The sequence below is a fragment of the Brevibacterium aurantiacum genome, from assembly GCF_003932995.1.
GTDB lineage: Bacteria > Actinomycetota > Actinomycetes > Actinomycetales > Brevibacteriaceae > Brevibacterium > Brevibacterium aurantiacum.
Genome location: NZ_CP025333.1, coordinates 3,568,703 through 3,593,698, shown reverse-complemented (window position 1 = coordinate 3,593,698; position 24,996 = coordinate 3,568,703). Strand labels below are relative to the sequence as shown.

Sequence of the window (24,996 nt, the reverse complement as noted above, 5' to 3'; positions counted from 1 at the left end):
CCACCGCTCGTCCCCGCAGCAGGAAATGCTGTGGAAGCCCGGTGGTGGATCCGCCCGATCGCACACATTCGAGTCGAGAGTACTCACGATATGTAAGGAGAAACGTTATGGCACGTGCAGTTGGAATCGACCTCGGAACCACGAACTCCGTCGTCACAGTCCTCGAAGGCGGTGACCCTAAGGTCATCGCGAACGCGGAAGGCGGTCGCACGACCCCATCCGTCGTTGCTGTCAACAAGAACGGCGACTCCCTGGTCGGCGAAATCGCCAAGCGCCAGGCCGTCACGAACATCAAGAACACCGTCGCTTCGGTCAAGCGCCACATGGGCACCGACTGGTCCACCGAGATCGGCGGCAAGAAGATGTCCGCTCCGGAGATCTCCGCCCGTATCCTGCAGAAGCTCAAGCACGACGCTGAGGAATACCTGCAGGAAGACGTGACTGACGCAGTCATCACCGTTCCCGCATACTTCAATGACGCCGAGCGTCAGGCCACCAAGGATGCCGGTGAGATCGCAGGACTCAAGGTCTCGCGCATCATCAACGAGCCCACCGCTGCAGCTCTGGCCTACGGCCTCGAGCGCGGCAAGGAAGACGAGACCATTCTGGTCTTCGACCTCGGCGGCGGTACGTTCGACGTCTCCCTGCTGGAAGTCGGCAAGGACGAAGACGACTTCTCCACGATTCAGGTCCGTGCGACCTCGGGCGACAACCGCCTCGGCGGCGACGACTGGGATCAGCGCATCGTCGACTGGCTCGTCGGTGAGGTCAAGAACGGATACGGCGTCGACCTGAGCAAGGACGCAACCGCAATCCAGCGTCTGAAAGAAGCTTCGGAGCAGGCCAAGAAGGAACTCTCCTCGGCCACCAGCACCAACATCTCGCTGCAGTACCTGTCGATGAGCGAGAACGGACCCATCCACCTGGATGAGACCCTGACCCGCGCGAAGTTCGAGGACCTGACCAAGGACCTCCTCGAGCGCACCAAGGCTCCGTTCCACGCAGTCATGAAGGACGCAGGCGTGTCCGTTAACGAGATCGACCACGTCGTGCTCGTCGGCGGTTCGACCCGTATGCCCGCCGTCTCCGCCGTCGTCACCGAACTCACCGGAGGCAAGGAGCCCAACAAGGGCGTCAACCCCGATGAGGTCGTCGCGATCGGCGCAGCCGTGCAGGCCGGTGTCCTCGTGGGTGAGCGCAAGGACGTTCTGCTCATCGACGTCACCCCGCTCTCGCTCGGACTCGAGACCAAGGGCGGCGTGATGACCAAGCTCATCGAGCGCAACACCCCGATCCCGACCAAGCGTTCGGAGACCTTCACCACCGCTGAGGACAACCAGCCCTCCGTGTCGATCCAGGTCTTCCAGGGTGAGCGTGAGTTCACTCGCGACAACAAGAACCTGGGCACCTTCGAGCTGACCGGCATCGCTCCGGCTCCTCGCGGCGTGCCGCAGATCGAGGTCGCCTTCGACATCGACGCCAACGGCATCGTGCACGTGTCGGCCACCGACAAGGGCACCGGCACCGAGCAGTCGATGACGATCACCGGCGGTTCCGCGCTGCCGAAGGAAGACATCGACCGCATGGTCAAGGAAGCCGAAGAGCACGCAGACGAGGACAAGAAGCGCCGTGAGGCCGCTGACACTCGCAACAATGCGGAGAACCTCGCCTACCAGACCGAGAAGCTCGTCACCGACAACGAGGACAAGCTGCCCGAAGAGGTCAAGACCGAGATCAACTCGGACGTTGAGGCTCTCAAGGAAGCGCTCAAGGGTGAAGACGACGATGCAGTGAAGACTGCCTACGACAAGCTCGTCGAGAACCAGCAGAAGATCGGCGAAGCCATCTACAGCCAGCAGGGTGGTGCCGAAGGCGCCGCTGGTGAAGAGACCGCAGCCGGTGCAGATGCAAGCGCTGACGACGATGTCGTCGACGCTGAGGTTGTCGACGAAGAGGACGAGGAGAAGAAGTAATGACTTCCGAGGGCAACGATCCGTCGTCCGAGGAGCCAGGCTTCACCTTCAGCGACAAGCGCCGGATTGATCCGGACACCGGTGAACTCCGCCCAGAGGCCGACTCAGCGTCGGCCTCGGCGGAGACCGGTGAGGCCGATGTCGCGAACGACGCCACCGGTGCCGCAGGCGCCGACGACGTCCAGGGCGCGGAGGAGGATCTGGCTGATGCCAGCGACCTCGGCGTCGACATCCCGGCCGACGCTTCGACGTTGAACGACACCGAGGCTGCTCAGGGCGAAGAGGCTGCCGAACCCGCACCGGGAACTGAGGCTGCAGCGCACCTGGCCGACCTCAAACGCATCAACGCCGAGTACGCCGCCTACCGGATGCGGGCCGATCGCGAACGCGAGCGGGCTGCGACCGGTGGAACGATCAAGGCCGTCGAGGCCCTGATCCCAGTACTCGACGAAGTGCGCCTGGCGCAGGAGAACGGCGACGTCACGGGGCCTTTCGAGACCCACGTGAAGAAGCTGGTCGACTCGCTGAACAAGGTCGGCGTCGAGCAGTACGGTGAAGTCGGCGACGAGTTCGATCCGCGGCTGCACGAGGCACTCATGCAGCAGCCATCGGACGACGTCGAGACTCCGACCGTCTTCCTGGTCATGCAGCCGGGCTATCGCATGGGTGACCGGGTCATCCGTGCGGCACGCGTCGGCGTGCAGCAGCCGGAAGACTGAGAACCACACCCTCGCCGAGGTGGTCCCACCACCGTGGAACCACCTCGGCGGCGGTCCGGATCACCCGGGATGACAATCCCGGGGTTGCGGATTGTGAGGAGACAATTGAATACACTGATGAAGAAGACACGGAAGGAGGTGCCAGGTGAATACCGGTCCTCAGAATGATTGGTTCGAAAAGGACTTCTACAAGACCCTCGGCGTCTCCAAAGATGCTTCCGACGCAGAGATCAAAAAGGCCTACCGCAAGCTGGCACGCAAGTACCACCCGGATGCTAACCCAGGTGACTCCAAGGCTGAAGACAAGTTCAAGGAGCTCGGCCAGGCACATCAGGTGCTGTCTGACAAGGAATCCCGCGCCCAGTATGACCAGGTCCGCGCCATGGGCGGCGGAGCCAGGTTCACCGGTTCCGGTGGACCCGCAGGCGGTTCCGGCGGCGGATTCGACGACGTATTCTCCGACCTCTTCGGCGGAGGCGGACGGACACGGACCCGCTCGCCCTACGGCGGAGGCGGGGGAGACGTGCCCCCAGATCTCGCTGACCTTCTCAACGGCTTCGGCGGAGGAGGCTACGGCGGTGGCGGTTTCGGCGGCGGCTATTCGCCACCGACCAAGGGCGGGGACATCAAGTCCAACACCACCCTGTCGTTCACCGAAGCGATCAACGGAGCCTCGGTGAAGCTGAACATGCCGGGTGGGAAGCCGCTGACCGTGCGTACACCGATCGGGGTCAAGGACGGGCAGAAGATCCGCCTGGCCGGCAAGGGCAAGACCAGTCCGAACGGCGGCGAGCCCGGCGACGTGATCCTCACCGTGCACGTGAAACCGCACCCGGTATTCACCCGTGACGGTGACAATCTGCGCATGGACCTGCCCGTCAGCTTCGACGAGGCGGCCCTCGGCGCTGAGGTCAAGGTGCCGACCCTGGGCGGAACGCCCGTCAAGGTCAAGGTCGCACCGGGGACACCCTCGGGACGGACCCTGCGCGTGCGGGGCAAAGGTGTGAAGACGAAGAAAGGCACCGGCGATCTGCTGGCTACGGTCCAGATCGCGGTGCCGAAGAACCTGTCCAAGGAGGCCAAGGCTGCGGTCGAGTCGTTCAGGACTGCGACCGAGGGTGAAGACCCCCGCGCCGGCCTCCTGGACAAGGCCAAAGCCAGTTGAGGTGATGAAACACAATGCACATGCACATTTCGTCGAGTGCTGCGGTGTATGTCATCTCGGTGGCGGCGGATCTGGCGGGTATGCACCCGCAGACCTTGCGGCAGTATGACCGACTGGGTCTCGTCACCCCCGAGCGCACGGCAGGACGCGGTCGTCGCTACTCCGGTCAGGACATCGCCGAGCTGCGCATGATCCAGCAGCTCTCGCAGGACGAAGGCGTTAACCTCGTCGGGATCAAGAAGATCATCGACCTGCAGAATCAGGTCGATGCGCTCAAGTCCCGGAACGAGGAGCTGGAGACCGAAGTCAGGTCTCGGATGTCAGCGAAGGAACGCGAAGCTCGTGTCTTCGCTGCCGGCACTGCTGGTGACGTCGTCTCGATCTCGCGTGGCAGGCGGCCCCGGGGTCGGCCCGAGCCGGGTGCGATGGTTCTCTACAACAGGTTCAGACGCCGGTAAGCAACTGAGATTGGAGGCTGCCCGCGGCGCAGCCTCTTGTAGTCGACGCCGGCATTCGTCACTACACCGACCGTGCTGTGCCAGAATGTCGTTCATGGACGAAACTGACAAGCTCAAAAGTGCCGCGGACTCGGCCGACGACGCGGCCCAAGAAGCTGCGGACAGCAAGTGGTTCGAACGGGTTGCGCGAGCTGGTTTCGTCGCGAATGGAATCGTGCACATCATCCTCGGAGCCACCGCGGTTGCCGTTGGACTCGGTCGCGGTGGCGAGGCGGATCAATCGGGTGCGGTCCAACAGATGGCCGCACAGCCGTTCGGCATGGTGCTCATCGTCCTGTGCCTGATCGGCTGTGGGCTGATGGCCCTCTGGTGTGTGTTCAACGCCTTCTTCGGTTCCGCCTCTCTGCGCGGAGCCGGCACGAATGCCCCTCAGCATCGGCAGGGACGCCGCAGATGGGTCGAATTCATCAAAACGATCGGTTCCGCTGTTGCCTATGCCGCAGTTGCCCTGACGTTCGCCCAGTCCGTCATCGGCGGCGGATCTGATTCAGGCAAGACCAGCTCTCAGGCATCGACGACCCTGGCGAAGGCCCCGGGCGGCCTGTACATCCTCGCAGCGATCGGGGTTGTGATCGTCATGATCGGCATCGGTTTCTGTATCGCCGGGATCCGCCTCAAATGGATGGACGAGCTGCGGATGCCACGTAAGGCTCCGGTGAGCACGCTGCTGATTGCCACTGGCATCATCGGATATTTGGGCAAAGGCGCGACGCTGCTGGCAGTCGGAGCGCTCGTCGTCGTCTCGGCGATGACCGGTGACCCCGAAGAGTTCACGGGAATTGACGGAGCGCTCAAAGCGATGCGCGACCAGCCGTTCGGCACTGTGCTCATGCTCGCTGTGGGTGCTGGTCTTGTGCTCTACGGAGTCTTCCTCAGTCTGCGTGCTCGGTACGACCGGATGGATTGATGCCTCGGGCACGGCACATCGGCACAATTCCTTATGCCGGGAAATAGCCGCCCAACAGGGATGTCCGAACGTGAATGCAAGAAGAGTGCGAACCCTCCACGGGCTCGCACTCTTCTTACATTGTCATCGCCGCTGCGACGGCCGACTTATCAGATCGCTGAAGGATCCTCGACGGCCTTCTTGCGACGCATGGTCATGGTGACTGCGGCTCCACCGATGAGGAGGAGAGCAGCTCCGCCGACGAGGCCGGTCAGCTCGGTACCGGTGCGAGGCAGGTCGCCGCCACCGTTTCCGTTGCCGTCATCATCGCCGCCGTTACCGCCGTCTGCGTTGCCGTCTTCATTGCCATCTTCGTTTCCGTCGCTGCCGCCGGCGTTGGCGTCATCGCTGACGGTGAAGGCTCCGGTGAGCTCGTCGTCGCCACAGGTGACGGTGACGTCGTAGTCGCCGAGGTAGGCCGATGGGTCATTGGCAGAGGTGCCGTAGACGTTGACGGAGGCATTGCCCTCGTCATCGGCCTTGACGGTGTTGTCGTAGGCGGTGACGTTCGAGTTGCCCTTGGGGGTGACGAGGTAGTGAACGTCCGAGCCTGGCTCGCAGTTCTCGACTGCCAGGGTGACACCCTTGTTCTCCACGACGAAGTCAGCGGCCTCAATGGTCTCAGGCGAGACCTTCAGCGTGGCTTCAGCGGCCGGAGTGGTGGGCTTGGGCTCTTCGGTCTCGTCTGCGGTGACGGTGAACTTGGCAGAGTTCGAGACTTCTTCGCTTTCGGCGTCGACTGCGGAGACCGAGTAGTCGCCTGGTTCGAGGCCATCTTCTGGTGCCTCGACGGTGGTGCTGATCTTGCCGTCTTCGTCGGCCTTGACCTCTTCCTGGAAGAAGGGCGACTGAGTGGCGTTGCCCAGCACAGTCACTGCGCTGTCGGGGGTGAAGCCCTCGCCGGTGACTTTGAGGCCGTCCTTTTCGAAGTCCGAGGCGGAGATCTTCTCGGTGTTGAGGGAGACCTTCGGGTCGACTGCGGGTGCTTCTGGCTCTTCGGCGTCGCCGGTGACCTTGAAGGTAGTCGTGGCTGAGTCTTCGGCGTCTTCTGGGTTAGTCACAGTCACGGTGTAGCTGCCTACGAACGCGGGGTTGGGTTCTCCTACGCCTTCGACTGCCGTCTCAAACGCACCACTTGCGTCAGTGGTGACGGTCGTTTCATATGGGTTGACGGCCTGTCCATCGGCAGGGGTTACAGCGAGTGCGTACTCGGTGTCTGGGGTCAGTCCTTCGCCCGCGATTCCGACGCCGTTTTCGGCGAATTCTTCGACGGTGACGCTGTCGGCGGAGACTCCGATGGTTCCGGCCTGAGCGTCCGCTGAAGTTGCGCCAGAGACTTTGGCCTTCTGGAGTGCGCCAGTCTGTGATGTGGGCTGTGTCTGAGCGGGGGTCTCAGGTGCAGCCATTACTGGGGATGCGGCAAGGCCGGTGATGGCCAGGGCCACTGCGGGGGCGAGTACAAGCTTCTTCATGATGTCCTTCGTTTAAGCAGCTGAGGATGATGTCCTACGAAGGTAACAATAATGAAATATTTACAACGAGCATAGTTGTGGTCGTTTTGTTCACAGTTGTCGTACAGATCAGTCACAGGCGTCGTTGACCAGTTAGAGCAATGGGCGTGTTGGACATGGGTGCGGCCCCGACCGAAGCCGGGGCCGCACCCAGTTGCAGGCTCAGATGCTCACCTATTTGAGTTGATCATCTGCAGTGTTCATCAGAAGTCGGTAGGTGACTGTCCGACCTTCTTGCGACGACCGGTCATGGCGATTGCGGCTCCACCGACGAGGAGGAGCATCGCTCCCGAGGCAAGACCACCAAGGTCTGCACCGGTGCGTGGCAGCTGGCTGCCATCGTTGCCGCCGTTGTCGCCGCCGTCGCTTCCGCCGCCATCTGCGCCGGCGGTGACTGTGAATGATTCCTTCATCGAGTCATCGCCGCAGGTTGCGCTGGCGGTGTAGTCGCCGACATAAGCTGAAACGTTGTCAGAGGTGCCGAAGACATTGACCGAAGCCTTGCCCTCGTCGTCGGCCTGGACCGTGTTCTCGTACGCGGTGACCTGGATGCCCTTAGGGGTGACTTCGAAGTGCACATCCGCGCCGGGTTCGCAGTCCTCGACGGCCAGGGTGACGCCCTTCTTGTCGTTGGCGAAGTCCGCTGCTTCGAGCGTCTTCGGCGAGACCGTGAACGATGCTTCTGCTGGCGCTTCGGGGGTATCTCCTCCGTCGCCGTCGTCGCCGTCTTCTTTGTCTTCGGCGACGACGGTGATGTTGCCATTGAGTGTCTCCGACTCGGTGCCTTCGCGGTCGATGGTGACCGTGAACGGAACCTTGCCTTCTTCGAGGCTGTCGGGGTTGCCCTGGTAGTAGAGGTGGAGTTTGTAGTCGCCGTCGGCCTCGGCTGTCTCGGTGTCTCCGGTCAGCGAGTCGGTGATCTTGTCACCCTTTTTCACGCCGGTGACGGTGACGGTGACGCCCTTGTCCTTGTTGGCGAGATCCGCTGCGGTGATCTCCTTGGGGTCAACCTTGAGCGATGCATCGATCGCCTCAACGGCGTCGTCCTCGGTGACGGTGACTTCGACCGGGGCGCTCTTTTTACCGGTCTCATCGTCGATGAAGGTGAGCGAGTACTTGCCAGCTTCGATCGATTCAGGCGCGGTCACAACTCCGCTGACATTGCCATCCTCGTCGGCAGTGGCCTTGTCAGCCTGTGGTGCGGCACTCTGTGCCGAAACGGCTTCGCCCTGGACACTGACGGTGCCGTTGGGGCTGAAGCCCTCACCGGTGAACTTGAGTCCATCCTTCTTGAAGTCCTCGACCGAGATCTCATTGGTTGAGAGCGAGACCTTCGGGTCAACGTCGGAGACCTCGTCGACGACGTTGATCTCTCCTTCGAGGGTGACCGAATCTTCGCCTTCGCGATCGATGGTGACTGTGAACGACTTCTTACCCTCGGCGAGATCTTCAGCTGCACCCTGGTAGTAAAGGTGTAGCTTGTAGTCGCCGTCTTTTTCGGCGGTTTCGGTATCTCCGGTCAGGGAGTCTTTGATCTTGTCGCCCTCTTTCACGCCAGAGACGGTGACGGTGACGCCCTTGTCCTTGTTCGCGAGATCCTCGGCGGTGATCTCCTCGGGATCGACAGTGAGCGAGACCTTGGGGTCAACGTCGGCCTTAGTGACCTTAACCTGAGTCTGCAGGCTCTCGGCCGAGACGCCTTCGCGCTGGACCTTGACGGTGAGGGCCTTCGAGCCTTCGGTGAGGTCTTCTGCATCGCCGTTGTACTTGACGTTGAGAGTTGCGGTCGAGCCGGAGGCCGTCGTGGCCGGTGCGCTCAGGCCGGAGGTTGAGAGCTTGTCACCCTTCTCCAGTCCGGTGACCGTGACCTTGACTCCCTTGGTGGCGAGATCTTCGGCCGAAACCGACGAGGCGGCGACCTTCAGCTGAGCGTTGATCTCCTCGACATCGTCCTTGTCGTCGGAGTCGTCCTTCTTCGGCTCGTCATCCTTCGGCGCAGGCTTCTTCGCGTCCTTGGCATCATCGCCGGACTTCTTGTCTGCCTTGTCGTCAGCCTTCTTCTTATCGTCGGCTGCTTTCTTGGCTGCGGCCTTCTTGTCAGCAGCCTTCTTCTCGGCTGCGTCCTTCTTCTCCTGCTCAGCCTTCTCTTTGGCTTCCTTCTCAGCAGCGGCCTTTTCCTCGTCGGCCTTCTTCTGCGCGGCCTCTTCCTTGGCGAGCTTGTCGGCCGCTTCTTTGTCCTTCTTGTCCTGCTCGGCCTTTGCTTCAGCCTTGGCAGACGCGGAATGGGTGGAGGGGGTCTCGGCGGCGGCGACTGGGGCGGCCACCAGACCTGTGAACGCGAGGGCCACGGCCGGCGCGAGAATGAGCTTCTTCATTGTCAGTGCCTTCAATCTAGAGAGTGTGAGGGGGTGCACATCTGAAACTCATACTAGGTTCGAAGGATTCTCTAAACTATTTGCGTAAGTTTTGTTCAGTGGTATTTGCAGTAACACTTTGGTGAACAAAGGGTGCGCAGTGAAACACTCCCGTGATGTAACTATTCGGTAACTACCGGGCCTTTGCCCTCAGATGGGCCAGGCCTCGGCTCGGATCTGCTTGCGCTGCTCGACCGTCGGCACACGAACGGTCAGCGCTGCGGGCATGACCTCCATCGCCAGATATCCTGACTGGCCGATCGGATCTCCGTCCAGCTGCACATCGAGTTCCTCGCCGGATTCGATGACGACCTTCTGGCACTTGCGAATGTCCGTGTGCAGACCCTTCGAGGTCTTCCGGCCCAGCACGGAGGCCAGGACGCCGACCCACTGGCCCAGGTTCTTCGGGCTGACGATGAGGACGTCGAGCATCCCGTCATCGATGACAGCCTGGGGCAGCAGCTGAATGCCGCCCTGCAACTTTCCGCAGTTGCCGCCGAGGACCGAACGCACGCGGGCCGAGACCCGATAGTCGTCGTCGAAGGTCACCTTCACCTGGCTGGGTCGACCGACGAGCTTCCGGGACCCGGCTTCGACATAGGCCAACCAGCCCAGGCGGGACTTGAGGTCGGAATTGGTGTCGGCCATGACGGCCGCATCGAACCCGAGTCCCGTCATCACGGTGAACACGTGAGTGTCCCCATCCTCGGCGGTCTTCGCGGTTCCGACGTCGATCTTCCGGTTGCGGCCCCACAGTGCGATGCGCAGCGCCCACTCGGTCTTGTCGAGGACGATGTCGAGGTTTCGCGACAGCAGATTCCCCGTTCCCAGTGGGACGATCCCCATCGGTGTCTCTGACCCGGCCAGCGCCGAGGCGACTGCGCGGACCGTGCCATCACCGCCGGCGGCGATGACGACGTCGACCCCCTCATCGAGTGCGCGGGAAGTGGCTCCCTCACCGGAATCCTCTGGTGTGGTCTCGATGACCAACGGCGGGTTCCAGCCTTCGAAACGGCAGATCGCCTCGGCGGTCGAGGATAGTCTGCTGACATCGGCCTTGGTGGGGTTGACGACGAGGGCGGCCCGGTAGCGACTGGAGAGCTCGATCTCAGTCGACTCAGAGTCAGTGCCGCGGGCATACTGTCGAACTCGGCTCAGCGCACGACGCGTCCCGATGCGGTGGCCGACGAAGAACGCGACGATCAGCACAACGATGATGCCGGCGACGACGAACCACGTCATCATGGGGTCTAAAGCAATGGTCATGCCCCAAATTTACAGTGCCCAACTCGGGTGGGAGTTGCTCACCCACCTCTGGCGCGCCGCTGACCCTCCTACGAGCCCGCCGAATATCGAAAAGACTCCCATACCGTTAAGCTGAGAGGGTGATCGATCTAGTGCTCCTCAGAGAAAACCCGGACCTGTTCAAGGCATCGCAGGAGGCCCGCGGCTCGTCCGTCGACCTCGTCGACGAAGTCCTGGCTGCGGACTCCGCACGCCGTTCTGCCATCACCGCGTTCGAGGACGCACGCGCAGATCAGAAGTCCTTCTCCTCCCAGATTGCGAAGGCACCCAAGGACGAGAAGCCTGCCCTCATCGCCGCAGGCAAAGAGAAGTCGGCCAAGGTCAAGGCGCTGCAGGCCGAGTCAGAGGAAGCCACCTTCGCGTTCGACAAGCTCGCGTCCAAGCTCCCGAACCTCATCGTCGAGGGAATCCCCTCCGGCGGCGAGGAGAACTTCGTGACCCTGAAGACCGTGGGCGAGCCCCGCGACTTCAGCAGCGACGGCTTCGAGCCTGCCGACCACCTCGAGATCGGTGAGACGCTCAAGGCCATCGATACCGCCCGCGGCACCAAGGTCGCAGGTTCGCGCTTCCACTACCTCACCGGATTCGGCGCCAAGCTGGAGATGGCCCTGCTCAACCTGGCCCGCGATGTGGCCGAAGAGGCCGGTTTCATCCCGACCATCACACCCACGCTGGTCAAGCCCGAGGTTATGCGCGGCACCGGCTTCCTCGGCGAGCACGCCGACGAGGTCTACCGACTCGAAGCCGATGACCTGTTCCTCGTCGGCACCTCCGAAGTGCCCCTGGCCGGACTCCACATGGACGAGATCATCGACCTGAGCGACGGTCCGCTGCGCTACGCCGGAATCTCCTCCTGCTACCGCCGCGAAGCCGGTTCCTACGGCAAAGACACCCGCGGAATCATTCGCGTCCACCAGTTCCAGAAGGTCGAGATGTTCGCCTACGTCGAGATCGAGAACGCCGAGGCTGAACACGAGCGCATGCTCTCTCTGCAGGAGAAGATGCTGGGCCTGTGCGAACTGCCCTACCGCGTCATCGACACGGCAGCCGGTGACCTCGGCGACTCCGCGGCACGCAAGTTCGACTGCGAAGCTTGGGTACCGACTCAGGGCACCTACAGGGAACTGACTTCGACCTCGAACTGCACGACCTTCCAGGCACGTCGCCTGCAGGTCCGCGAACGCTATGACGGAGCCACCCGCCCCGTCGCCACACTCAACGGAACCATGGCCAACACCCGCTGGCTCGTCCCGATCCTGGAAAACCACCAGCAGGCCGACGGCTCGGTCACGGTTCCCGCGGCACTGCGCCCCTACCTCGGCGGCATGACCGCACAGGGACCAGAGGGCCCGCGTTACTGAAGCCACGATCCTCACGCTTGGAGAGAAATTGCCCGAACACCTCATCGCGCTCGACATCGACGGCACCGTCGTCAACTACGACGGCTCCCTGTCCGAACCCGTCCGCCAGGTGCTGACCCAGCTTGTCGACGCCGGTCACCATCTCGTCATCTCCACTGGACGGGCGCTGCCCGGAGCACTTGAGGTCGTGCACGCACTCGGCCTCAAGGAAGGATTCGTCGTCTGCTCGAACGGATCCGTCGTCGTCAAACTCGACCCGGCCGCTCCGCTGGGGTGGGAGATGCACCACGTGGTCTCCTTCGATCCCAGGGACGCACTGGAGAAGATGCACGAGGCACTGCCCAGCGCACTGTTCCTCGTCGAGGACCCAGACCTGCACCGTTGGGCCTCGGGACCGTTCCCCATGGGTGAGCTCGCGGAATCGGACACGCTCGACATCGTCGACTTCGACCAGCTCCTGGAGAAGCGGGCCACTCGCATCGTGATGCGTGAGGTGAACGGCACTGCAGAGGAGTTCGCCGAGGCGGTTGACCGTCTCGGACTCCACGAAGTCAGCTATTCGGTGGGCTGGAGCAACTGGCTCGACATCGCCCCCGACGGTGTCTCGAAGGCCAGCGGCCTCGAACTCGTCGAATCTGAACTTGGAATCGACCATGAGCTGACCATCGGCGCCGGTGACGGACTCAATGACATCGAAATGATCGAATGGGTCCACCACGGGATCGTCATGGGCCAGTCGAAGGACGTGCTCAAGCAACATGCCTCAGTCGTGACGAAGTCTGTCGACGACGACGGCCTGGCCGTTGCCCTCGTTGACTACTTCGACCTCGACGCCAAGGTGCTCTCATTCACCGGTTCCCGCGCCACCCACGGCTGACGCTCAGCGCGAGGTGCGGGCGTCGAGCACTGCGTTCAGGTAGCGGGCGACGCCGTCCTCATCGACTGAGTCGGTGACGGTGGCCGCGCAGTCCTTGACCGACTGCAGTGCATTGCCCATGGCCACACCGTGGCCGGCCCAGGTCAGCATCTCGATGTCGTTGGGCATGTCCCCGAACGACATCACCTGCTCGCGTGCCACGCCGAGGTGCTTGCACAGTTCTTCGAGCGTCTTGGCCTTCGTCACCCCAGCCGGCGCGAGTTCGACGAGTCCGTTGACCGGGTCGGAGAACGAGGCATGGCAGTTGGCGGCGACAAGTGGGTCGAGCAGATCGTGGAGGGCTTGCGAATCGTCGGAGCCGATGCTGACGAGGATCTTCACGACGTCCCGTGTGGCCAGCTCCGACAGGTCCTCCATGACATGGGCCTGGCGCGGATTGCGTGAGATGAAGTTCTTGTCGACGAGGCCGCCGGTCAGTGTTTCGAACGCGAAGTGCGCCTCCGGGTGGGAGGCTGTGATCGCGGCGATGATCTTCTCCACCTCGGTGAACTCGATGGTGTGAGCCGAGACCACACTCGCCGAGGCGATGTCATAGACAACTGCCCCATTGAGGCAGATGACGCGGCCGAGGTCGGGGATCTGTTCCGCGATCGCTTCCAGCCATCTGATCGGCCGGCCGGTGACGAGGACGAAGGGGATGCCCATGTCCTGGCAACGATGGATCGCATCGATCGTCGCGTTGGAGATGGGTTTCCAATCGAGCAGGAGCGTGCCGTCGATATCGCTGGCCACGAGGCCCACGTCGAAGCCCTCCGGCGGTGTCATCGTTGCCTTCGTCATGCTTCGTGGCCTTCGTCGATGGCGGCCTGGGCACGTTCGAGCAGCTGTGCGGCATCGGAGATGAAACGTTCGGTCGCCTTGGCACTCGGTTCGATTGGTCTGCCGGCGATGATCTCTGTGCGGGCCATCGAGGCCGCCAGCACCGCCTCGGCGACCTTCGATGAGGCCTTGGTCAGCAGTTCGGGGGTGTCGCCGACAGCGTTGCGGGTGTGGCTGGGAACGACCTGACCGGTGACCGGATGGTGGGCGTGCAGCCACGCGGTGACCTCGTCGACGACGGGCACCAGATCGTTGAGGCGCTGCGTCCCATCGACGATCGTGTTCGCGTCGGCGGAGGTGCCCTGACCGTCGCTGGGCAGCTTGTGGATGGCCACGGAGGTGGTGTAGTAGCGGTCGACGGCGCGGATGAACCTGTCGCGGTTGTGCCGCCAGAGTCCGGTGCCGAACTGTTGGTCAGGGCCCTTGCGCGATGAGGAACCGGCCGACTTTTCCCGACGGGAGAAGATGTTCTTCACAGGTAGTTGCCTGGGCGAGGAACGTCGGAATCGTCGTGCTTCTGCTCGTTCTCGGCTGCGCCGGGAGCCGCGCCGGGGGGCACCACTCCCGGTGGCAGTTGGCCATGGCCCGCGATTCCCTGTTGTGCCATGGCCTGCTGCGCCATGATCGCGGTCTGGATGCCGTGGAAGAGTCCCTCCAGCCAGCCGACGAGCTGGGCCTGGGCGATGCGCAGTTCGGAGTTGGTCGGAGGTCCGTCACTCGTGTCGAAGGGCAGGTCAAGGCGTTCGAGTTCGTCGATGAGGTCCTTGGAGAGCCCATCTTCGAGCTCGTCGATCGACCGGCGGTGGATCTTGGCCAGGCGTTCGCGGCCCTTCTCATCCAGATCGGTGCTGCGGACCTCTTCGAGGAGCTGCTTGACCATAGTCCCGATCCGCATCACCTTCGCAGGGGAGGACACATCGGCCTGGGACGAAGACTGTGCCACGGAGTCGCCTTGCTGCTCGGATGCACTCTCGGACTGATCAGGACTGTTGATCATGATCGGATACCTTCTTCCTGCGCGGGGGCTCAGGCGAACTGGGCCCCAGCCTCAACGAACCTCAGACGCTCTGTGCCGACTTCGCGTTCTGTGCTGACTCGTCGGCGATGAGCAGCACCTTCCCGATGCTCGTGCCCTCTTCCAGCGCGGTGTGGGCCTTGGGAGCCTCGGACAGCGGCATCGTCTCATGGATGATCGGACGGATGTCACCGGAGATCACGGCCGGCCACAACTCTGCGGCCACCTCGGCGACGATCTCGATCTTCTGTTCCTTGGGACGTGCTCGCAGCGTCGTTCCCGCCACCGATTTGCGCGGCTGCATGAGGGAGGCGATGCTCAGCTCGGCCTTCGCCCCGCCCTGCATGCCGATGATGACGAGGCGTCCGTCGGTGCCCAGGGCCTTGACGTTGGACTTCAGGTACTTCGCACCGATGATGTCGAGGATGACGTCGGCGCCGGTGGAGCCGTCGGGGCGCACGCAGATCTCGTGGACGCGTTCGACGAAGTCCTCTTCGCGGTAGTTGATGACGGCATCGGCACCGAGGTTGCGGCAGAATTCGGCTTTGCGCTCGGATCCGACGGTGACGACGATCTTCACGCCGAGGTGCTTGGCGATCTGGATCGCGGCCGTGCCGATTCCCGATCCGCCGCCGTGGACGAGCAGCCATTCCCCGGCCTGGATGTTCGCGTTGCCGACGATGTTGGAATGCACGGTCGACAGAACCTCGGGCAGGCCCGCAGCCTCGGTGAGGTCGAGACTGTCAGGGACTGGAAGCAGCTGACCTGCGGGGACGGGAACCGACTCGGCGTAGCCTCCGCCGGAGAGGAGGGCGGCGACTCGGTCGCCGACCTTCCAACCGGTGACCTCGGAACCGAGCTCAGCGATCGTTCCGGAGACCTCGAGGCCCGGGATCAGAGTGGCACCGGCCGGTGGATCGTAGAATCCCTGACGCTGCAGCAGATCGGCGCGGTTGACGCCGGCAGCGTGGACGGTGACGAGGACTTCGTCGGCTGCGATGTCCGGCGTCGGCTCCTCGGTGATCTGGAGAACGTCGGGGCCGCCTGGTTCAGAAATCGTGATTGCTCGCATGATTCCACTCTAGTGGTTTGCCCGACGATCGGCCCGGGCCGCTCTGTGCTGCGAGACAGCGCTGAGTCCCGAGGCCCTCAGGCACTGAGTCCCGAGGCTCTCAGTCGAAGAACCTCAAGCGAAGAGACGGAACATCGGCGAGTTCTGGTGCACGCGTTCGATCTCGATCTGTGAGGCGTCCATGCGTTCGAGCAGGTTCGGCAGGTCCTCGGCATTGCCGAGTTCGATGCCGACGAAAGCAGGGCCGGTCTCGCGGTCGGAGCGTTTGACGTACTCGAACATCGCGATGTCGTCCTCGGGGCCGAGGATCTCGTTGAGGAAGCGCCGCAGAGCGCCGGGCTCCTGTGGGAAGTCGACGATGAAGTAGTGCTTGAGGCCCTCGTGGACAAGTGAGCGTTCGAGGATCTCGGGGTAGCGGGAGATGTCGTTGTTGCCGCCGGAGACCAGACACACGACAGTCGATCCCGGTTCGATGGTGATCGGCTTGGCAGTCCCGGGTGCCCCGATGGCCGCCGAGGCGATGGCACCGGAAGGCTCGGCGATGATGCCGTCGACCTGGTACATGTCGAGCATCTCCGTGGCGACGGAGCCCTCAGGCACGGGGCGGACATCGACGTTGAGTTCGGAGACGATGTCGTAGGTCAGGGCGCCGGCGCGTTTGACCGCGGTGCCGTCGGCGAAGGGGTCGATGTTCTCCAGGGACACCGGTCGTCCGGCCTTGAGGGCCGCGATCATCGAGGCAGCACCTGCGGGTTCGGCGCCGATGACGGTGGTGTCGGGAAGGTGCTCGGCCGCGTAGGCGGCGATGCCGGAGATCACTCCGCCGCCGCCGACGGGCACGATGATGTAATCGGGGGCGGCTTGGAGCTGGTCGGCGATCTCCACAGCCACTGTTCCCTGGCCGGCGATGGTGCGCAAGTCATCGAAGGCGGAGACGAGGAGGGCGTCATTGCGTTCGGCGTACCGGTGGGCCAGTGCCGATGCATCGTCATAGGTGGAGCCGGAGATTTCGATGGTCACCCGGTCGCCGCCGAAGTGGCGTACGCGTTCGATTTTCTGCCTCGGCGTGGTCTTGGGAACGAAGATGGTGCCCTGGATGCCCAGTTCCTTGCACGCGCGGGCGAAGCCCTGGGCGTGGTTGCCCGCCGAGGCGCACACGACGCCGCGGGCGCGCTCGGTCTCATCAAGCTGGAGCATGAAGTTGAAGGCGCCCCGGATCTTGTAGGAGCGCACCATCTGCAGATCCTCGCGCTTGAGGTAGACGGTGGAACCGGTGGCGGCGGAGAGCCGCTCCGAAATCTGCAGGGGAGACTTAATCACGGAGTCGGCAATTCGCGTCGCGGCCGCTTCGACCTCGTTCGCGAGTGTTTGCTGCTGGGGTGATTCGTCTGTTTTCAACACGACTCCATTGTGCTCCTTCTGTCTTGCGCTTGTGCAAGTCGTTCCGAGATAAGGACACTTGGCAGGCCGCTGACCGGTACGGGGACAGTGGTCTGCTGGTGCGCTGAAGGGAAGGAAAGTGGCGCTGAGTTGATGATTTCTGGTGCGCCCTGAACAGCGCGAAGGTCGTAACATGATTGGATGGAGATGCCCGTAATTCCTTCAAGGAGGCGACATGGCCATCAGCAGTGAGCTGGAGCAACTGTTAGCCGGCTGGATACCTCGGCAGTCGTGGTTTCCCAAGCTCGCCGCAGACTTCGGAACCGACCCCGATATCACCCCGATGTCGGTGGCTCGCGCCTTCGTATACAAGGCCGAGGAGCTCGGCGGTTTCGCCGGCCTCGTGACCGTGATCTCTGTCGGTGACGGACCGACCCTGCGCCGGCTCAACATTCCGCTCTCACTGCGCGGAGTCGAAGACATGCACCTGCGCAAGTCGCTGATCGGTCAGATCGACGACCTGGCCCTGGGCCACGTCTACGTCTACGACGGCGCGGCAGACCCCGTCTTCGTCAACCTCATGGCCGACGCGATCACCAAGCGCAAGGTCTTCGACGGCGGCCAGCTGAGCACCGAATCCCTGCGGCACAGCCAGGAGAAGGCAGAAACACGGGACACCCTGCCCTCCCAGTCGCCATCGACTGCCCATAGCGGTTCCCCCGCCGAGGTGGTTCCACCGAAGCCATCGAAGGCTGCCCTGGTCGCCGATACCCGTGAAGAGCTGCCCGTCGACATCCGACCCATCGAGGTCGCCGACGCCGGTGCCTCCAAGTCAACGGTCATCATCCACGACGAGTACGAGCCGATGGAGCTCAGCTTCTTCCGCGTGCTGGAGAACGGGATGCCGTCATCGCTGACGATTCCAGTCCTGCTCACCGAGGCTGGCTCCCGCAGCGTTCCCGAGGTCATCGGCTGGGGCTCGGGCCGGTGGTACGACATGTTCGAAGTCACCGAGATGGAAGCTCCGATGGCGCTGCTGTCCCATGTCGACGTCGACGCCGAACCCGCTTGGCGCGAGGCTGTCGACATCGTGTGCGCCGTTGACTCCGGTTCGATCGGTGCCTACAACGCTCAGGCCGCGGAGATGGGTCGCCGCATCGGCGAACTCCACTCGGACATGGCTGCCGAATTCGGCATCGTCGAAGGCCGTGGAGAACCGACGAAGCAGCTGGCCAAGAAGTGGATCGAACGCATCGACTGGGCGTTGGGCCGTGCCCCGCTGGCCCTGGACTCTCTGGTGCCCGAGCTGCGTGCCCACCGCGCGAAGCTGCAGTCACTCGAGACGATCGGTGTGCTGCAGAAGATCCACGGTGAGCTGACGCTCGATCACGTGGTGAGTTCCGGCACCGACGGCTATTCGGTCGTGAAGTTCACGGACTCGACGAACTCGGATCCCAAGCCGGTGGCACTGGACCTCGTAGCCCTGCTGCGCAGTATTGACTATGCCGCTGGTTTCGCTCGCCTGCAGCGGACCGGCGAGCTCGAATCCGAAGACGGCGGGCTCGTCGTCAACGGCTTCGGCAATGACGCCTCCGCGCTGCGGACCATCTACGACTCTCCGGAGTTCCTGTGGGCATCGCAGGTGCAGAACTCGCTGCTGAGCGGATACTCCCGTGCCCGGGGCGAGAGCCTGGGCCTCGGCGATCCCGTGCTGCGCGCGGCCCTCATCGACAGGCTCCTTGTGGAGGTCGTCACCGAGCTGCGCAACCGGCCCAACTGGCTCTCGGTTCCGCTGTCGACCCTAAGTCTCGTCCTCAAAGGCAAACCGGCTCGTTCCGGTGATGCCCCCGCCGAGGCTGATTCGCCATCCGAGCCTGTTTCGCCAGCTGTCCCTGCGCAGGCCCCTGCGGCTGCCGCCGACGTCGCTTCCGACGTCTCGGCTGAGGCCGATGATTCGGCTGAGCCCGACTCCGACTCTTCATCCGAGGTTGAGGCTGTGGATTCTGACAAGAAGAAAGCAGAGAAGCCTGCTGTAGTGGTCGAAGCCGACGACGCTCTGACCGACGCCGACACCACCTCGGATGCCGACACCACCTCGGTGGTGGACGACGCGGTAGAGCCGGAGACCTCGGACGACGCAGAGCCCGCCGAGCCTCAGTCGCGCCCTACCATCGAGCAGGAGCCGGCAGCACCGTCGGTCGGTGCTTCCAGACAGAGCAAGATTCGCCGTCAGAGCCCCGCTGAACTGGCTGACTCGGCCGAAGAGGAGTTCGAGGACGAAGAAGACGAATTCGTCGTCTCACCCGTGCCCGCGACCTTCGCTGCCCGCGGTGCCGCCGCGGAAGATTCGGATTCGACAGGTCGTCACATCGTGCAGGAGGGAAAGCACGAGAAGCCACAGCCTGAAGGTTCCGACAAGTCGGCGACCGATGATTCTGAGCAGTTGCCCACCGAAGTTTCTGATCAGGACACCAGCACGGGGAAGCACTGACTCCAGTCCTGCGGGAATCGATTAGCAGAAGACAATCGGTTTATGAGAAACTGTTGTGGCTCAGCCTCGCGCTGAGCAGGCCGTGGTTCATTGCGAACCATTGGAAGCGTGTCCGAGCGGCCGAAGGAGATGGTCTTGAAAACCATTGTGCGGCAACGTACCGTGGGTTCGAATCCCACCGCTTCCGCAAAGTGAAGGCCCCCGTTCGCATCGTGAAAACGATAGCGAGCGGGGGCTTTTCGCATCCCTACCCTCAAACAGACTCTGGTTTGGCCTCTGGCTCTGGTTCGGCCTCTGGTTTGGCCTCCGGCTCGGACATCTCGGCATCGGCCTCAGGATCGTCGAAGCTGCGGACTGTCCGTTTGAAGCCGCGGGTCAGCACCGCCAGGTAGATGACGCCGATGGCCAGCCACACCACTCCGCCGATGAGAGCGGTCTCGTGCAGGCTCACCCACAGAATGCCGGTGAGAATCGCACCGATGGCCGGCAGCACCACATAGTTGAATGCTGACTTGACGTCGACGACCTGCCTGGTGCGGAACGCGAAGTGCGCGATGACCGTGAGGTTGACGAAGGTGAAGGCGATAAGCGCCCCGAAGTTGATCAGCGCGGAGATGAACTCGAGGCTGAACGACATCGCCAGCAGGCAGACCGCGCCGACGAGGATGATGTTGAACATCGGGGTGTGCGCCTTCGGGTGGATGTAGCCGAAGGCCTTGCGCGGGAGCACCCCGTTGCGTCCCATCACCAGCAGCATGCGGGAGACCGAGGCATGGGAGGCCAGGCCAGAGGCGACCGTGGCAGCAAAGGCAGCGGCCAGGAAGAAGCCCATGAAGACAGGGCCGCCGGTGAGGAGTCCGATCTCCGGCAGCGGATCGTCGACGACATTGAACTGCGAATTGTCGGGGAAGAGCTGCTGGGCGAAGTAGCTGGCGACGAGGAAGATGGCGCCGCCTGCGAGGACTGTCAGCAGAATCGCCTTGGGCATGAGGTTCACATGCTTGGCTTCGTTGGTGTACATCGTCACGGCGTCGAAGCCGATGAAGGAGAAGCAGACGACGGTGGCGCCGGTCAGCAGCGCGGACATGTGCACGCCCTCGTGCATGAAGGGTTCGGCGCTGAAGACGATTCCGGATCCATCGCCGTTGGTCAGGTTGACGACGGCGACAATGCAGAAGAGCGTCACCATTGTGACGGCGAAGACCAGGAGAACACCGTTGAGGTTGGCTGTTCCGCGCATGGAGACAGCAACAATGGCGGTCATGATCACGGTGTAGAGGACCACCCACACCCACGGCGGAGCGTCGGGGACCAGGGACTCCATATACAGCCGAGCGATGAGGCAGTTGACCATCGGCAGCAGCAGGTAGTCCATGAGTGAGGTCCAGCCGACCAGGAAGCCGAGGCCGGGACTCATGGTCTCTCGCGTGTACGTATAGGCCGAACCCGCTGTGGGGAAGACCTTGACCATCCTGCCGTAGCTGAATGCAGTGAACACCATGACGATGAGTGCGATGAGATAGGCCGACGGTACCGCCCCGTTGGTTTCATCCGACACGATTCCGAACGTGTCGAAGACCACCGTCGGCGTCATATATCCAAGGCCGAGCCCGACGATGGACCACAGCCCGAGGTTGCGTTTCAGTGAGCCTGACGCGGCCATATCAATCCTCCACAATGAGTCTTGCTAGATGGTGCAGCGATCGGATCCGGACCCGTGTGAGCACAGGAATGGAAGTGATCTGCGCCATAGATGCTATCCCGTGTGCAACCGAAAACGCAATCATTCTCACGAAATGAAACGATAACTTCACCTGTATCGCGCCATTCGCAACGAATCCAGTAGCCCAGGTTGCTGATTTCCGGGCGACCCTTCACACAGGGCCTCAAGCCCATCCCGACGCCGAGGTGGTGCTGCCCCACCGCTCCTCCCTGTCCCGCCTATCGAACGACTTTTCAGTGACTGTGGAAAGAGAGTAGGTTGATCAGCATTGGCAATGATGCTCGACGAAGAGAAGGCAAGGTCGAACAATGGCGATCGAATCACTCAGCTCCGCACAGTCGAAGGCGTGGAAGGACAGAGTCCTGCCCGAAGTGGAGAACGTTGCCGAAGGTGTCTGGGCGATTCCCGTCCCGATCCCGAACAACCCGCTCGTCTACACCTACTGCTACGCCGTCGCCGACGGTTCGGGTCTGATCCTCATCGATCCCGGTTGGGATGGCAAGGACCAGTACCTGGCGCTCACCTCGGCGCTGGGATCCCTGGGATTCACTGTCGCGAACGTCCACGGGATCGCGATCACCCACTACCACCGCGACCACATCGGGCTGGTTCCGGCACTGCTGCACAAGAACCCCGACATGTGGGTCGCCATGCACGGCGAGGACCTGCGCTCGATCAAGAAGTTCTTCTCCAAGAGCGTGGACCTGGGCACCGGAGTCGACCCGAGCATCAACATCGCCCGCGCCTACGGAGTGCCCGAGGATCGCTGGGACGAGGTCGAAAGCCTCCAGGTCGGCAGCAAGAAGGGCAAGGGCGAGGCCGGGTCGAAGAATGACTTCGCACTGCTGATGAGCAATATGCCCGACACCGTGAACATCCTCGAGGACGGCTCCGAACTGCCGCTGGAGTCCGGATCGCTGCGGGCGCTGTGGACCCCTGGCCACACCTACGGGCATTCGGTGTTCGTCCGCGACGAGGGCCAGCTGCTGTTCTCCGGTGACCATGTGCTCCCGACGATCACCCCGAACATCGGACTCGACAGCGGCGCGATCACGCACAGCCTCGGCGACTATCTCGGTTCCCTGGACAAGATCGGTAAGCTCGACGCCGAGGTGGCGGTCCTGCCCGCACACGGCTTCCGCTTCCAGGGTCTCCACGATCGCCGACGCGAACTCGTCGAGCATCACCAGCAGCGTCTGGACGAGATCACGGAACGCATGGACGCCACCGACGATCACAGCGTCTACTCGATCGCCCAGGGCCTGCACTGGTCGCGCGGATTCGACTCCCTGCACAACTTCAACCTGTTCGCCGCCCTGGCCGAAACGGCCGCTCACATGCACTACCTGGACATCGACGTCGGAGTGGGGTCACTCGTCCCGCAGTCGTGAGACGAACGAGCCCGCGCGAGAAGAGGAATCGACAATGAGCACCGAATACGTTCCCGCAGCCGAGGTCAGGCCCGAGACCTTCATGGTCCGAGCCTCCGACCACCTCCGGCGCGGCACCCAGCGCGGGCGTGAGCTGCGCACGGGCATCGAGTCCGCGATCGCCGGCTACCGGCGCTACTTCGAATTCCTGTCCATCGCCGAGGCGGATGTCCGTGCCGCGGCCGCGTCGAGTCTCGCGCGTCTCCAGGCCTGGTCCCCGGAGGCCGCCGAGGAGGTGGCAGCCGTGGCGCAGGGAGCTGAGATCCCCGTCGAGGAACTCATGGAGGTCATCGCCCGCACAGAGATCATGACCCTGGCGCCGGCCTCGGCGACGGAGTGCTCGACCGTGAGCTTCACCCGCCCCGGAAGCTCGCTGGCCGCACAGAACTGGGATTGGGCCGCCGACTTCTCGACACTGTGGCACATCAACGATGTGGGTGCCGTGCCCGGGCAGCTGCGCCACGTGGGCATCGCCGAATACGGGATGCCAGGCAAGATCGGACTCAACGAGGCAGGCGTCGGCGTCCTGCTCAACATTCTCAAGCATGAGGGCGACGGGGCCGGGGGAGTGCCCATCCACATGATCCTCGAGCGGGTCCTGTCGACGGCGAGCACTCTTGCCGAGGCGCTCGAGATCATCCACTCGGCACCCACCACATCATCGTCGATCATCACGGTCGTCACCGCCGACGAGGTGGTCCAGGTCGAGATCGCCAACGCCGAGAAGCGTGAGCGTCGAGCCGGTGCGGGATTCCTGCTGCACACGAATCACTTCCTGCACCCCGAGCTCATCCCCGGCAGCCTCGAGCTCAATGCGACCTCGACCTCCCGTGCCCGTCACGCTCACCTCGAGCAGCGACTCGAGGACTACGCCAAGCAAGTGGGAACATCCGGCGGCCCCGAGTCGACGGCCGACCTCACCGACCTTCTGACCACCGGTCCGGGCGAGGCGCCGGTGTCCTGCACTCCGGATCCAGGTGCCACCTATGGGGATCGCTCGGCGACTCTGGTCACCGTGCAGATCGACCCGAAGCGCAAGCAGTTAGACCTGGCTCCGGGTTCACCGGCGGACGGGATGCAGGGCAACCGTCGCTATCAGCTCTGAGCTGTCAGCCTCAGGCCTTGTCCGTCTCGGCGCTGCCTTACTTGGTGCCGTCTGGCTCAGCGTCGTCTGACTTGGCGCCGTCACCCTCGGCGGCTGCTTCGTTCGCGGCTTCCTCTTCGCGCATCGAGATGATGGTGTCGAGGCCCGAGGCGATCGAGTTCGAATCCTCAAGCGCCGTCTGGGCTAAGCGCCAGGGCACCATGTCGAGGTTTTGGTCGCCGACGCGGAAACGCACAAAGGGCTGCCTGCTGCGGGGATCATCGGGTTCGAGGTCGGCACCGTAGCGCCACTGTCCGAAGCCGATGCGCCGAATCGTCTCACCGATGAAGCGCATCGCTCCGGCGACGAACTCGGTCTCCTCTTCCGTCATCATCTCGTCACGCGAGTCGTAGCGGGCCTTGAGCTGCTTGCCCAAGCGCACCAGCGCCTCGCGCCCGAACTCCCACGAGGACGGGTCGGCCTGTTCCTGGGTCCAGGCGGCGATGCCCGGTTCCACGGTGCCGATGAAGCGGGTGAGGAACTCGACCTCTTCCTCGCTGGAGTTCTCAGCCGTGAGCATCCCCATCGCCAGACCGGTGCAGCTGCGCTTCGGCTCACCGTCACCGCCGAGATTCTCGCGAGCCTTGCTCAGGACTGCCGTGAAGACCTCGGCAGTACGGGCGTCGACCGCGGCGAGGATGATCGCCAGAATCGGGATGGGCTCACCCTTCAGCGGCCCTTCCTCGGTATCCGGACGGATGAACGGCATCCCGTTTCCGGTCTCTTCGTCGTGGTCCCAGGCTCCGCCGATCGCACGGAGATAGGTCTCGCCGAGGTAGCGGATGAGGCCTTCGACGAATCGGCGGTTCTCCGGGTCGATCACATCGTCGGGAGTGGGGAAGCGGGAGAGGACGAAGAGTTCGAGCATCGGCAGGGATTTGGGGCCGAAGTCCTTGGGGAACTTCACCGTCTCCCCGTCTTCCTTGTCGAAGGTCTCGGGCAGGTCGGCGAGGACGAACGCGCCGAGGCGGACGTCCATGTTGTTGATGAAGGCGTAATATTCGCGCTGTAGTTCATTCACGCCAACCACCTTAGTGCCTAGCGGCCGGTCCTGGGGCTGACTAGAGGTTCAG

20 protein-coding genes and 1 tRNA gene are annotated in these 24,996 nt (G+C 63.1%); 11 read left to right on the top strand and 10 right to left on the bottom strand.

What is annotated here, in order from left to right; genetic code table 11:
* Positions 1-107: 107 nt before the first annotated feature.
* The 5 genes from dnaK (at position 108) to CXR25_RS16595 (ending at position 5,282) form a co-directional block, all read left to right on the top strand.
* Positions 108-1,973, top strand: a complete 1,866-nt coding sequence (gene dnaK / locus CXR25_RS16615; protein WP_101583051.1) for a molecular chaperone DnaK — start codon at positions 108-110, stop codon at positions 1,971-1,973.
* Positions 1,973-2,692, top strand: a complete 720-nt coding sequence (locus CXR25_RS16610; protein WP_096178397.1) for a nucleotide exchange factor GrpE — start codon at positions 1,973-1,975, stop codon at positions 2,690-2,692. The genes dnaK and CXR25_RS16610 overlap by 1 nt, the downstream gene beginning before the upstream one ends.
* A 145-nt stretch (positions 2,693-2,837) precedes the next feature.
* Positions 2,838-3,857: a DnaJ C-terminal domain-containing protein gene (locus tag CXR25_RS16605; RefSeq protein ID WP_101583050.1), complete on the top strand. Its 1,020-nt coding sequence runs from the start codon at positions 2,838-2,840 to the stop codon at positions 3,855-3,857.
* A 14-nt stretch (positions 3,858-3,871) separates the two neighbouring features.
* Positions 3,872-4,315, top strand: a complete 444-nt coding sequence (locus tag CXR25_RS16600; RefSeq protein ID WP_009882590.1) for a heat shock protein transcriptional repressor HspR — start codon at positions 3,872-3,874, stop codon at positions 4,313-4,315.
* A gap of 94 nt (positions 4,316-4,409) precedes the next feature.
* Positions 4,410-5,282 (top strand): DUF1206 domain-containing protein, encoded by an 873-nt coding sequence (locus tag CXR25_RS16595; RefSeq protein ID WP_009882589.1) that lies wholly within the window; start codon positions 4,410-4,412, stop codon positions 5,280-5,282.
* 149 nt (positions 5,283-5,431) lie between these two features.
* Here CXR25_RS16595 and CXR25_RS16590 read toward each other — a convergent pair whose 3' ends face one another.
* The 3 genes from CXR25_RS16590 to CXR25_RS16580 all read right to left on the bottom strand — a co-directional run bounded on the left by CXR25_RS16590 (position 5,432) and on the right by CXR25_RS16580 (position 10,512).
* Positions 5,432-6,793 carry a COG1361 family protein gene (locus tag CXR25_RS16590; RefSeq protein WP_009882588.1) on the bottom strand — a complete coding sequence of 454 codons (1,362 nt, stop codon included), beginning with the start codon at positions 6,791-6,793 and terminating at the stop codon, positions 5,432-5,434.
* A 242-nt stretch (positions 6,794-7,035) separates the two neighbouring features.
* Positions 7,036-9,222, bottom strand: a complete 2,187-nt coding sequence (locus tag CXR25_RS16585; protein WP_125240796.1) for a hypothetical protein — start codon at positions 9,220-9,222, stop codon at positions 7,036-7,038.
* Between the two features lie 174 nt (positions 9,223-9,396).
* Positions 9,397-10,512, bottom strand: coding sequence for a diacylglycerol/lipid kinase family protein (locus tag CXR25_RS16580; protein WP_029416838.1), 1,116 nt, complete (start codon positions 10,510-10,512; stop codon positions 9,397-9,399).
* 119 nt (positions 10,513-10,631) lie between these two features.
* Between CXR25_RS16580 and serS the strand changes: the two genes are divergently transcribed.
* Together serS and CXR25_RS16570 are read left to right on the top strand one after the other, a co-directional pair.
* On the top strand, positions 10,632-11,912 hold the full coding sequence (gene serS / locus CXR25_RS16575; protein ID WP_101583046.1) for a serine--tRNA ligase: 1,281 nt from the start codon (positions 10,632-10,634) through the stop codon (positions 11,910-11,912).
* 28 nt (positions 11,913-11,940) lie between these two features.
* Entirely contained in the window at positions 11,941-12,789 is an 849-nt protein-coding gene (locus CXR25_RS16570; protein ID WP_101583044.1) for an HAD family hydrolase, read from the top strand.
* A 3-nt stretch (positions 12,790-12,792) separates the two neighbouring features.
* Here the strand turns inward: CXR25_RS16570 and CXR25_RS16565 are convergent, their stop codons facing one another.
* The 5 genes from CXR25_RS16565 to ilvA form a co-directional block, all read right to left on the bottom strand.
* On the bottom strand, positions 12,793-13,629 hold the full coding sequence (locus tag CXR25_RS16565; RefSeq protein ID WP_241211301.1) for an HAD family hydrolase: 837 nt from the start codon (positions 13,627-13,629) through the stop codon (positions 12,793-12,795).
* Complete coding sequence (locus CXR25_RS16560; RefSeq protein WP_096159837.1) at positions 13,626-14,144, bottom strand: hypothetical protein; 519 nt, start codon at positions 14,142-14,144, stop codon at positions 13,626-13,628. Before CXR25_RS16560 ends, CXR25_RS16565 begins: the two co-directional genes overlap by 4 nt.
* A complete protein-coding gene (locus CXR25_RS16555; RefSeq protein ID WP_101583042.1) occupies positions 14,141-14,665 on the bottom strand; it encodes a proteasome activator in 525 nt (174 codons plus the stop codon). Before CXR25_RS16555 ends, CXR25_RS16560 begins: the two co-directional genes overlap by 4 nt.
* A 61-nt stretch (positions 14,666-14,726) precedes the next feature.
* A complete protein-coding gene (locus tag CXR25_RS16550) occupies positions 14,727-15,755 on the bottom strand; it encodes an NAD(P)H-quinone oxidoreductase (RefSeq protein WP_101583041.1) in 1,029 nt (342 codons plus the stop codon).
* Positions 15,756-15,869: 114 nt separating this feature from the next.
* Positions 15,870-17,156 (bottom strand): threonine ammonia-lyase IlvA, encoded by a 1,287-nt coding sequence (gene ilvA / locus CXR25_RS16545; RefSeq protein ID WP_101583039.1) that lies wholly within the window; start codon positions 17,154-17,156, stop codon positions 15,870-15,872.
* Positions 17,157-17,370: 214 nt separating this feature from the next.
* Here ilvA and CXR25_RS16540 point away from each other — a divergent pair, with 214 nt between their 5' ends.
* Together CXR25_RS16540 and CXR25_RS16535 are read left to right on the top strand one after the other, a co-directional pair.
* The gene (locus tag CXR25_RS16540; RefSeq protein ID WP_101583037.1) at positions 17,371-19,626 is read left to right on the top strand and encodes a maltokinase N-terminal cap-like domain-containing protein; all 2,256 of its coding nucleotides are present in this window, start codon (positions 17,371-17,373) and stop codon (positions 19,624-19,626) included.
* 102 nt (positions 19,627-19,728) lie between these two features.
* Positions 19,729-19,813: transfer RNA gene (locus CXR25_RS16535), tRNA-Ser, on the top strand.
* 66 nt (positions 19,814-19,879) lie between these two features.
* On the opposite strand, the gene CXR25_RS16530 is transcribed toward CXR25_RS16535, so the two are convergent.
* Positions 19,880-21,289, bottom strand: a complete 1,410-nt coding sequence (locus CXR25_RS16530; protein WP_101583035.1) for an APC family permease — start codon at positions 21,287-21,289, stop codon at positions 19,880-19,882.
* Between the two features lie 368 nt (positions 21,290-21,657).
* Here CXR25_RS16530 and CXR25_RS16525 point away from each other — a divergent pair, with 368 nt between their 5' ends.
* The gene (locus CXR25_RS16525) at positions 21,658-22,740 is read left to right on the top strand and encodes an MBL fold metallo-hydrolase (RefSeq protein WP_069600953.1); all 1,083 of its coding nucleotides are present in this window, start codon (positions 21,658-21,660) and stop codon (positions 22,738-22,740) included.
* Positions 22,741-22,774: 34 nt separating this feature from the next.
* Positions 22,775-23,884, top strand: coding sequence for a C45 family autoproteolytic acyltransferase/hydrolase (locus tag CXR25_RS16520; RefSeq protein ID WP_101583034.1), 1,110 nt, complete (start codon positions 22,775-22,777; stop codon positions 23,882-23,884).
* A gap of 37 nt (positions 23,885-23,921) precedes the next feature.
* On the opposite strand, the gene CXR25_RS16515 is transcribed toward CXR25_RS16520, so the two are convergent.
* Positions 23,922-24,944 (bottom strand): hypothetical protein, encoded by a 1,023-nt coding sequence (locus tag CXR25_RS16515; RefSeq protein ID WP_096146279.1) that lies wholly within the window; start codon positions 24,942-24,944, stop codon positions 23,922-23,924.
* Positions 24,945-24,996 lie beyond the last annotated feature (52 nt).

Excerpts from the sequence above, each read along its gene's own strand:
- CXR25_RS16520 (WP_101583034.1), top strand. The coding sequence starts at position 22,775 with ATGAGCACCGAATACGTTCCCGCAGCCGAGGTCAGGCCCGAGACCTTC.
- CXR25_RS16600 (WP_009882590.1), top strand. The coding sequence starts at position 3,872 with ATGCACATGCACATTTCGTCGAGTGCTGCGGTGTATGTCATCTCGGTG.
- CXR25_RS16530 (WP_101583035.1), bottom strand. The coding sequence starts at position 21,289 with ATGGCCGCGTCAGGCTCACTGAAACGCAACCTCGGGCTGTGGTCCATC.
- CXR25_RS16590 (WP_009882588.1), bottom strand. The coding sequence starts at position 6,793 with ATGAAGAAGCTTGTACTCGCCCCCGCAGTGGCCCTGGCCATCACCGGC.
- CXR25_RS16595 (WP_009882589.1), top strand. The coding sequence starts at position 4,410 with ATGGACGAAACTGACAAGCTCAAAAGTGCCGCGGACTCGGCCGACGAC.
- CXR25_RS16540 (WP_101583037.1), top strand. The coding sequence starts at position 17,371 with ATGGCCATCAGCAGTGAGCTGGAGCAACTGTTAGCCGGCTGGATACCT.
- CXR25_RS16550 (WP_101583041.1), bottom strand. The coding sequence starts at position 15,755 with ATGCGAGCAATCACGATTTCTGAACCAGGCGGCCCCGACGTTCTCCAG.
- dnaK (WP_101583051.1), top strand. The coding sequence starts at position 108 with ATGGCACGTGCAGTTGGAATCGACCTCGGAACCACGAACTCCGTCGTC.
- CXR25_RS16610 (WP_096178397.1), top strand. The coding sequence starts at position 1,973 with ATGACTTCCGAGGGCAACGATCCGTCGTCCGAGGAGCCAGGCTTCACC.
- CXR25_RS16555 (WP_101583042.1), bottom strand. The coding sequence starts at position 14,665 with ATGATCAACAGTCCTGATCAGTCCGAGAGTGCATCCGAGCAGCAAGGC.
- CXR25_RS16525 (WP_069600953.1), top strand. The coding sequence starts at position 21,658 with ATGGCGATCGAATCACTCAGCTCCGCACAGTCGAAGGCGTGGAAGGAC.
- CXR25_RS16580 (WP_029416838.1), bottom strand. The coding sequence starts at position 10,512 with ATGACCATTGCTTTAGACCCCATGATGACGTGGTTCGTCGTCGCCGGC.
- CXR25_RS16565 (WP_241211301.1), bottom strand. The coding sequence starts at position 13,629 with ATGACGAAGGCAACGATGACACCGCCGGAGGGCTTCGACGTGGGCCTC.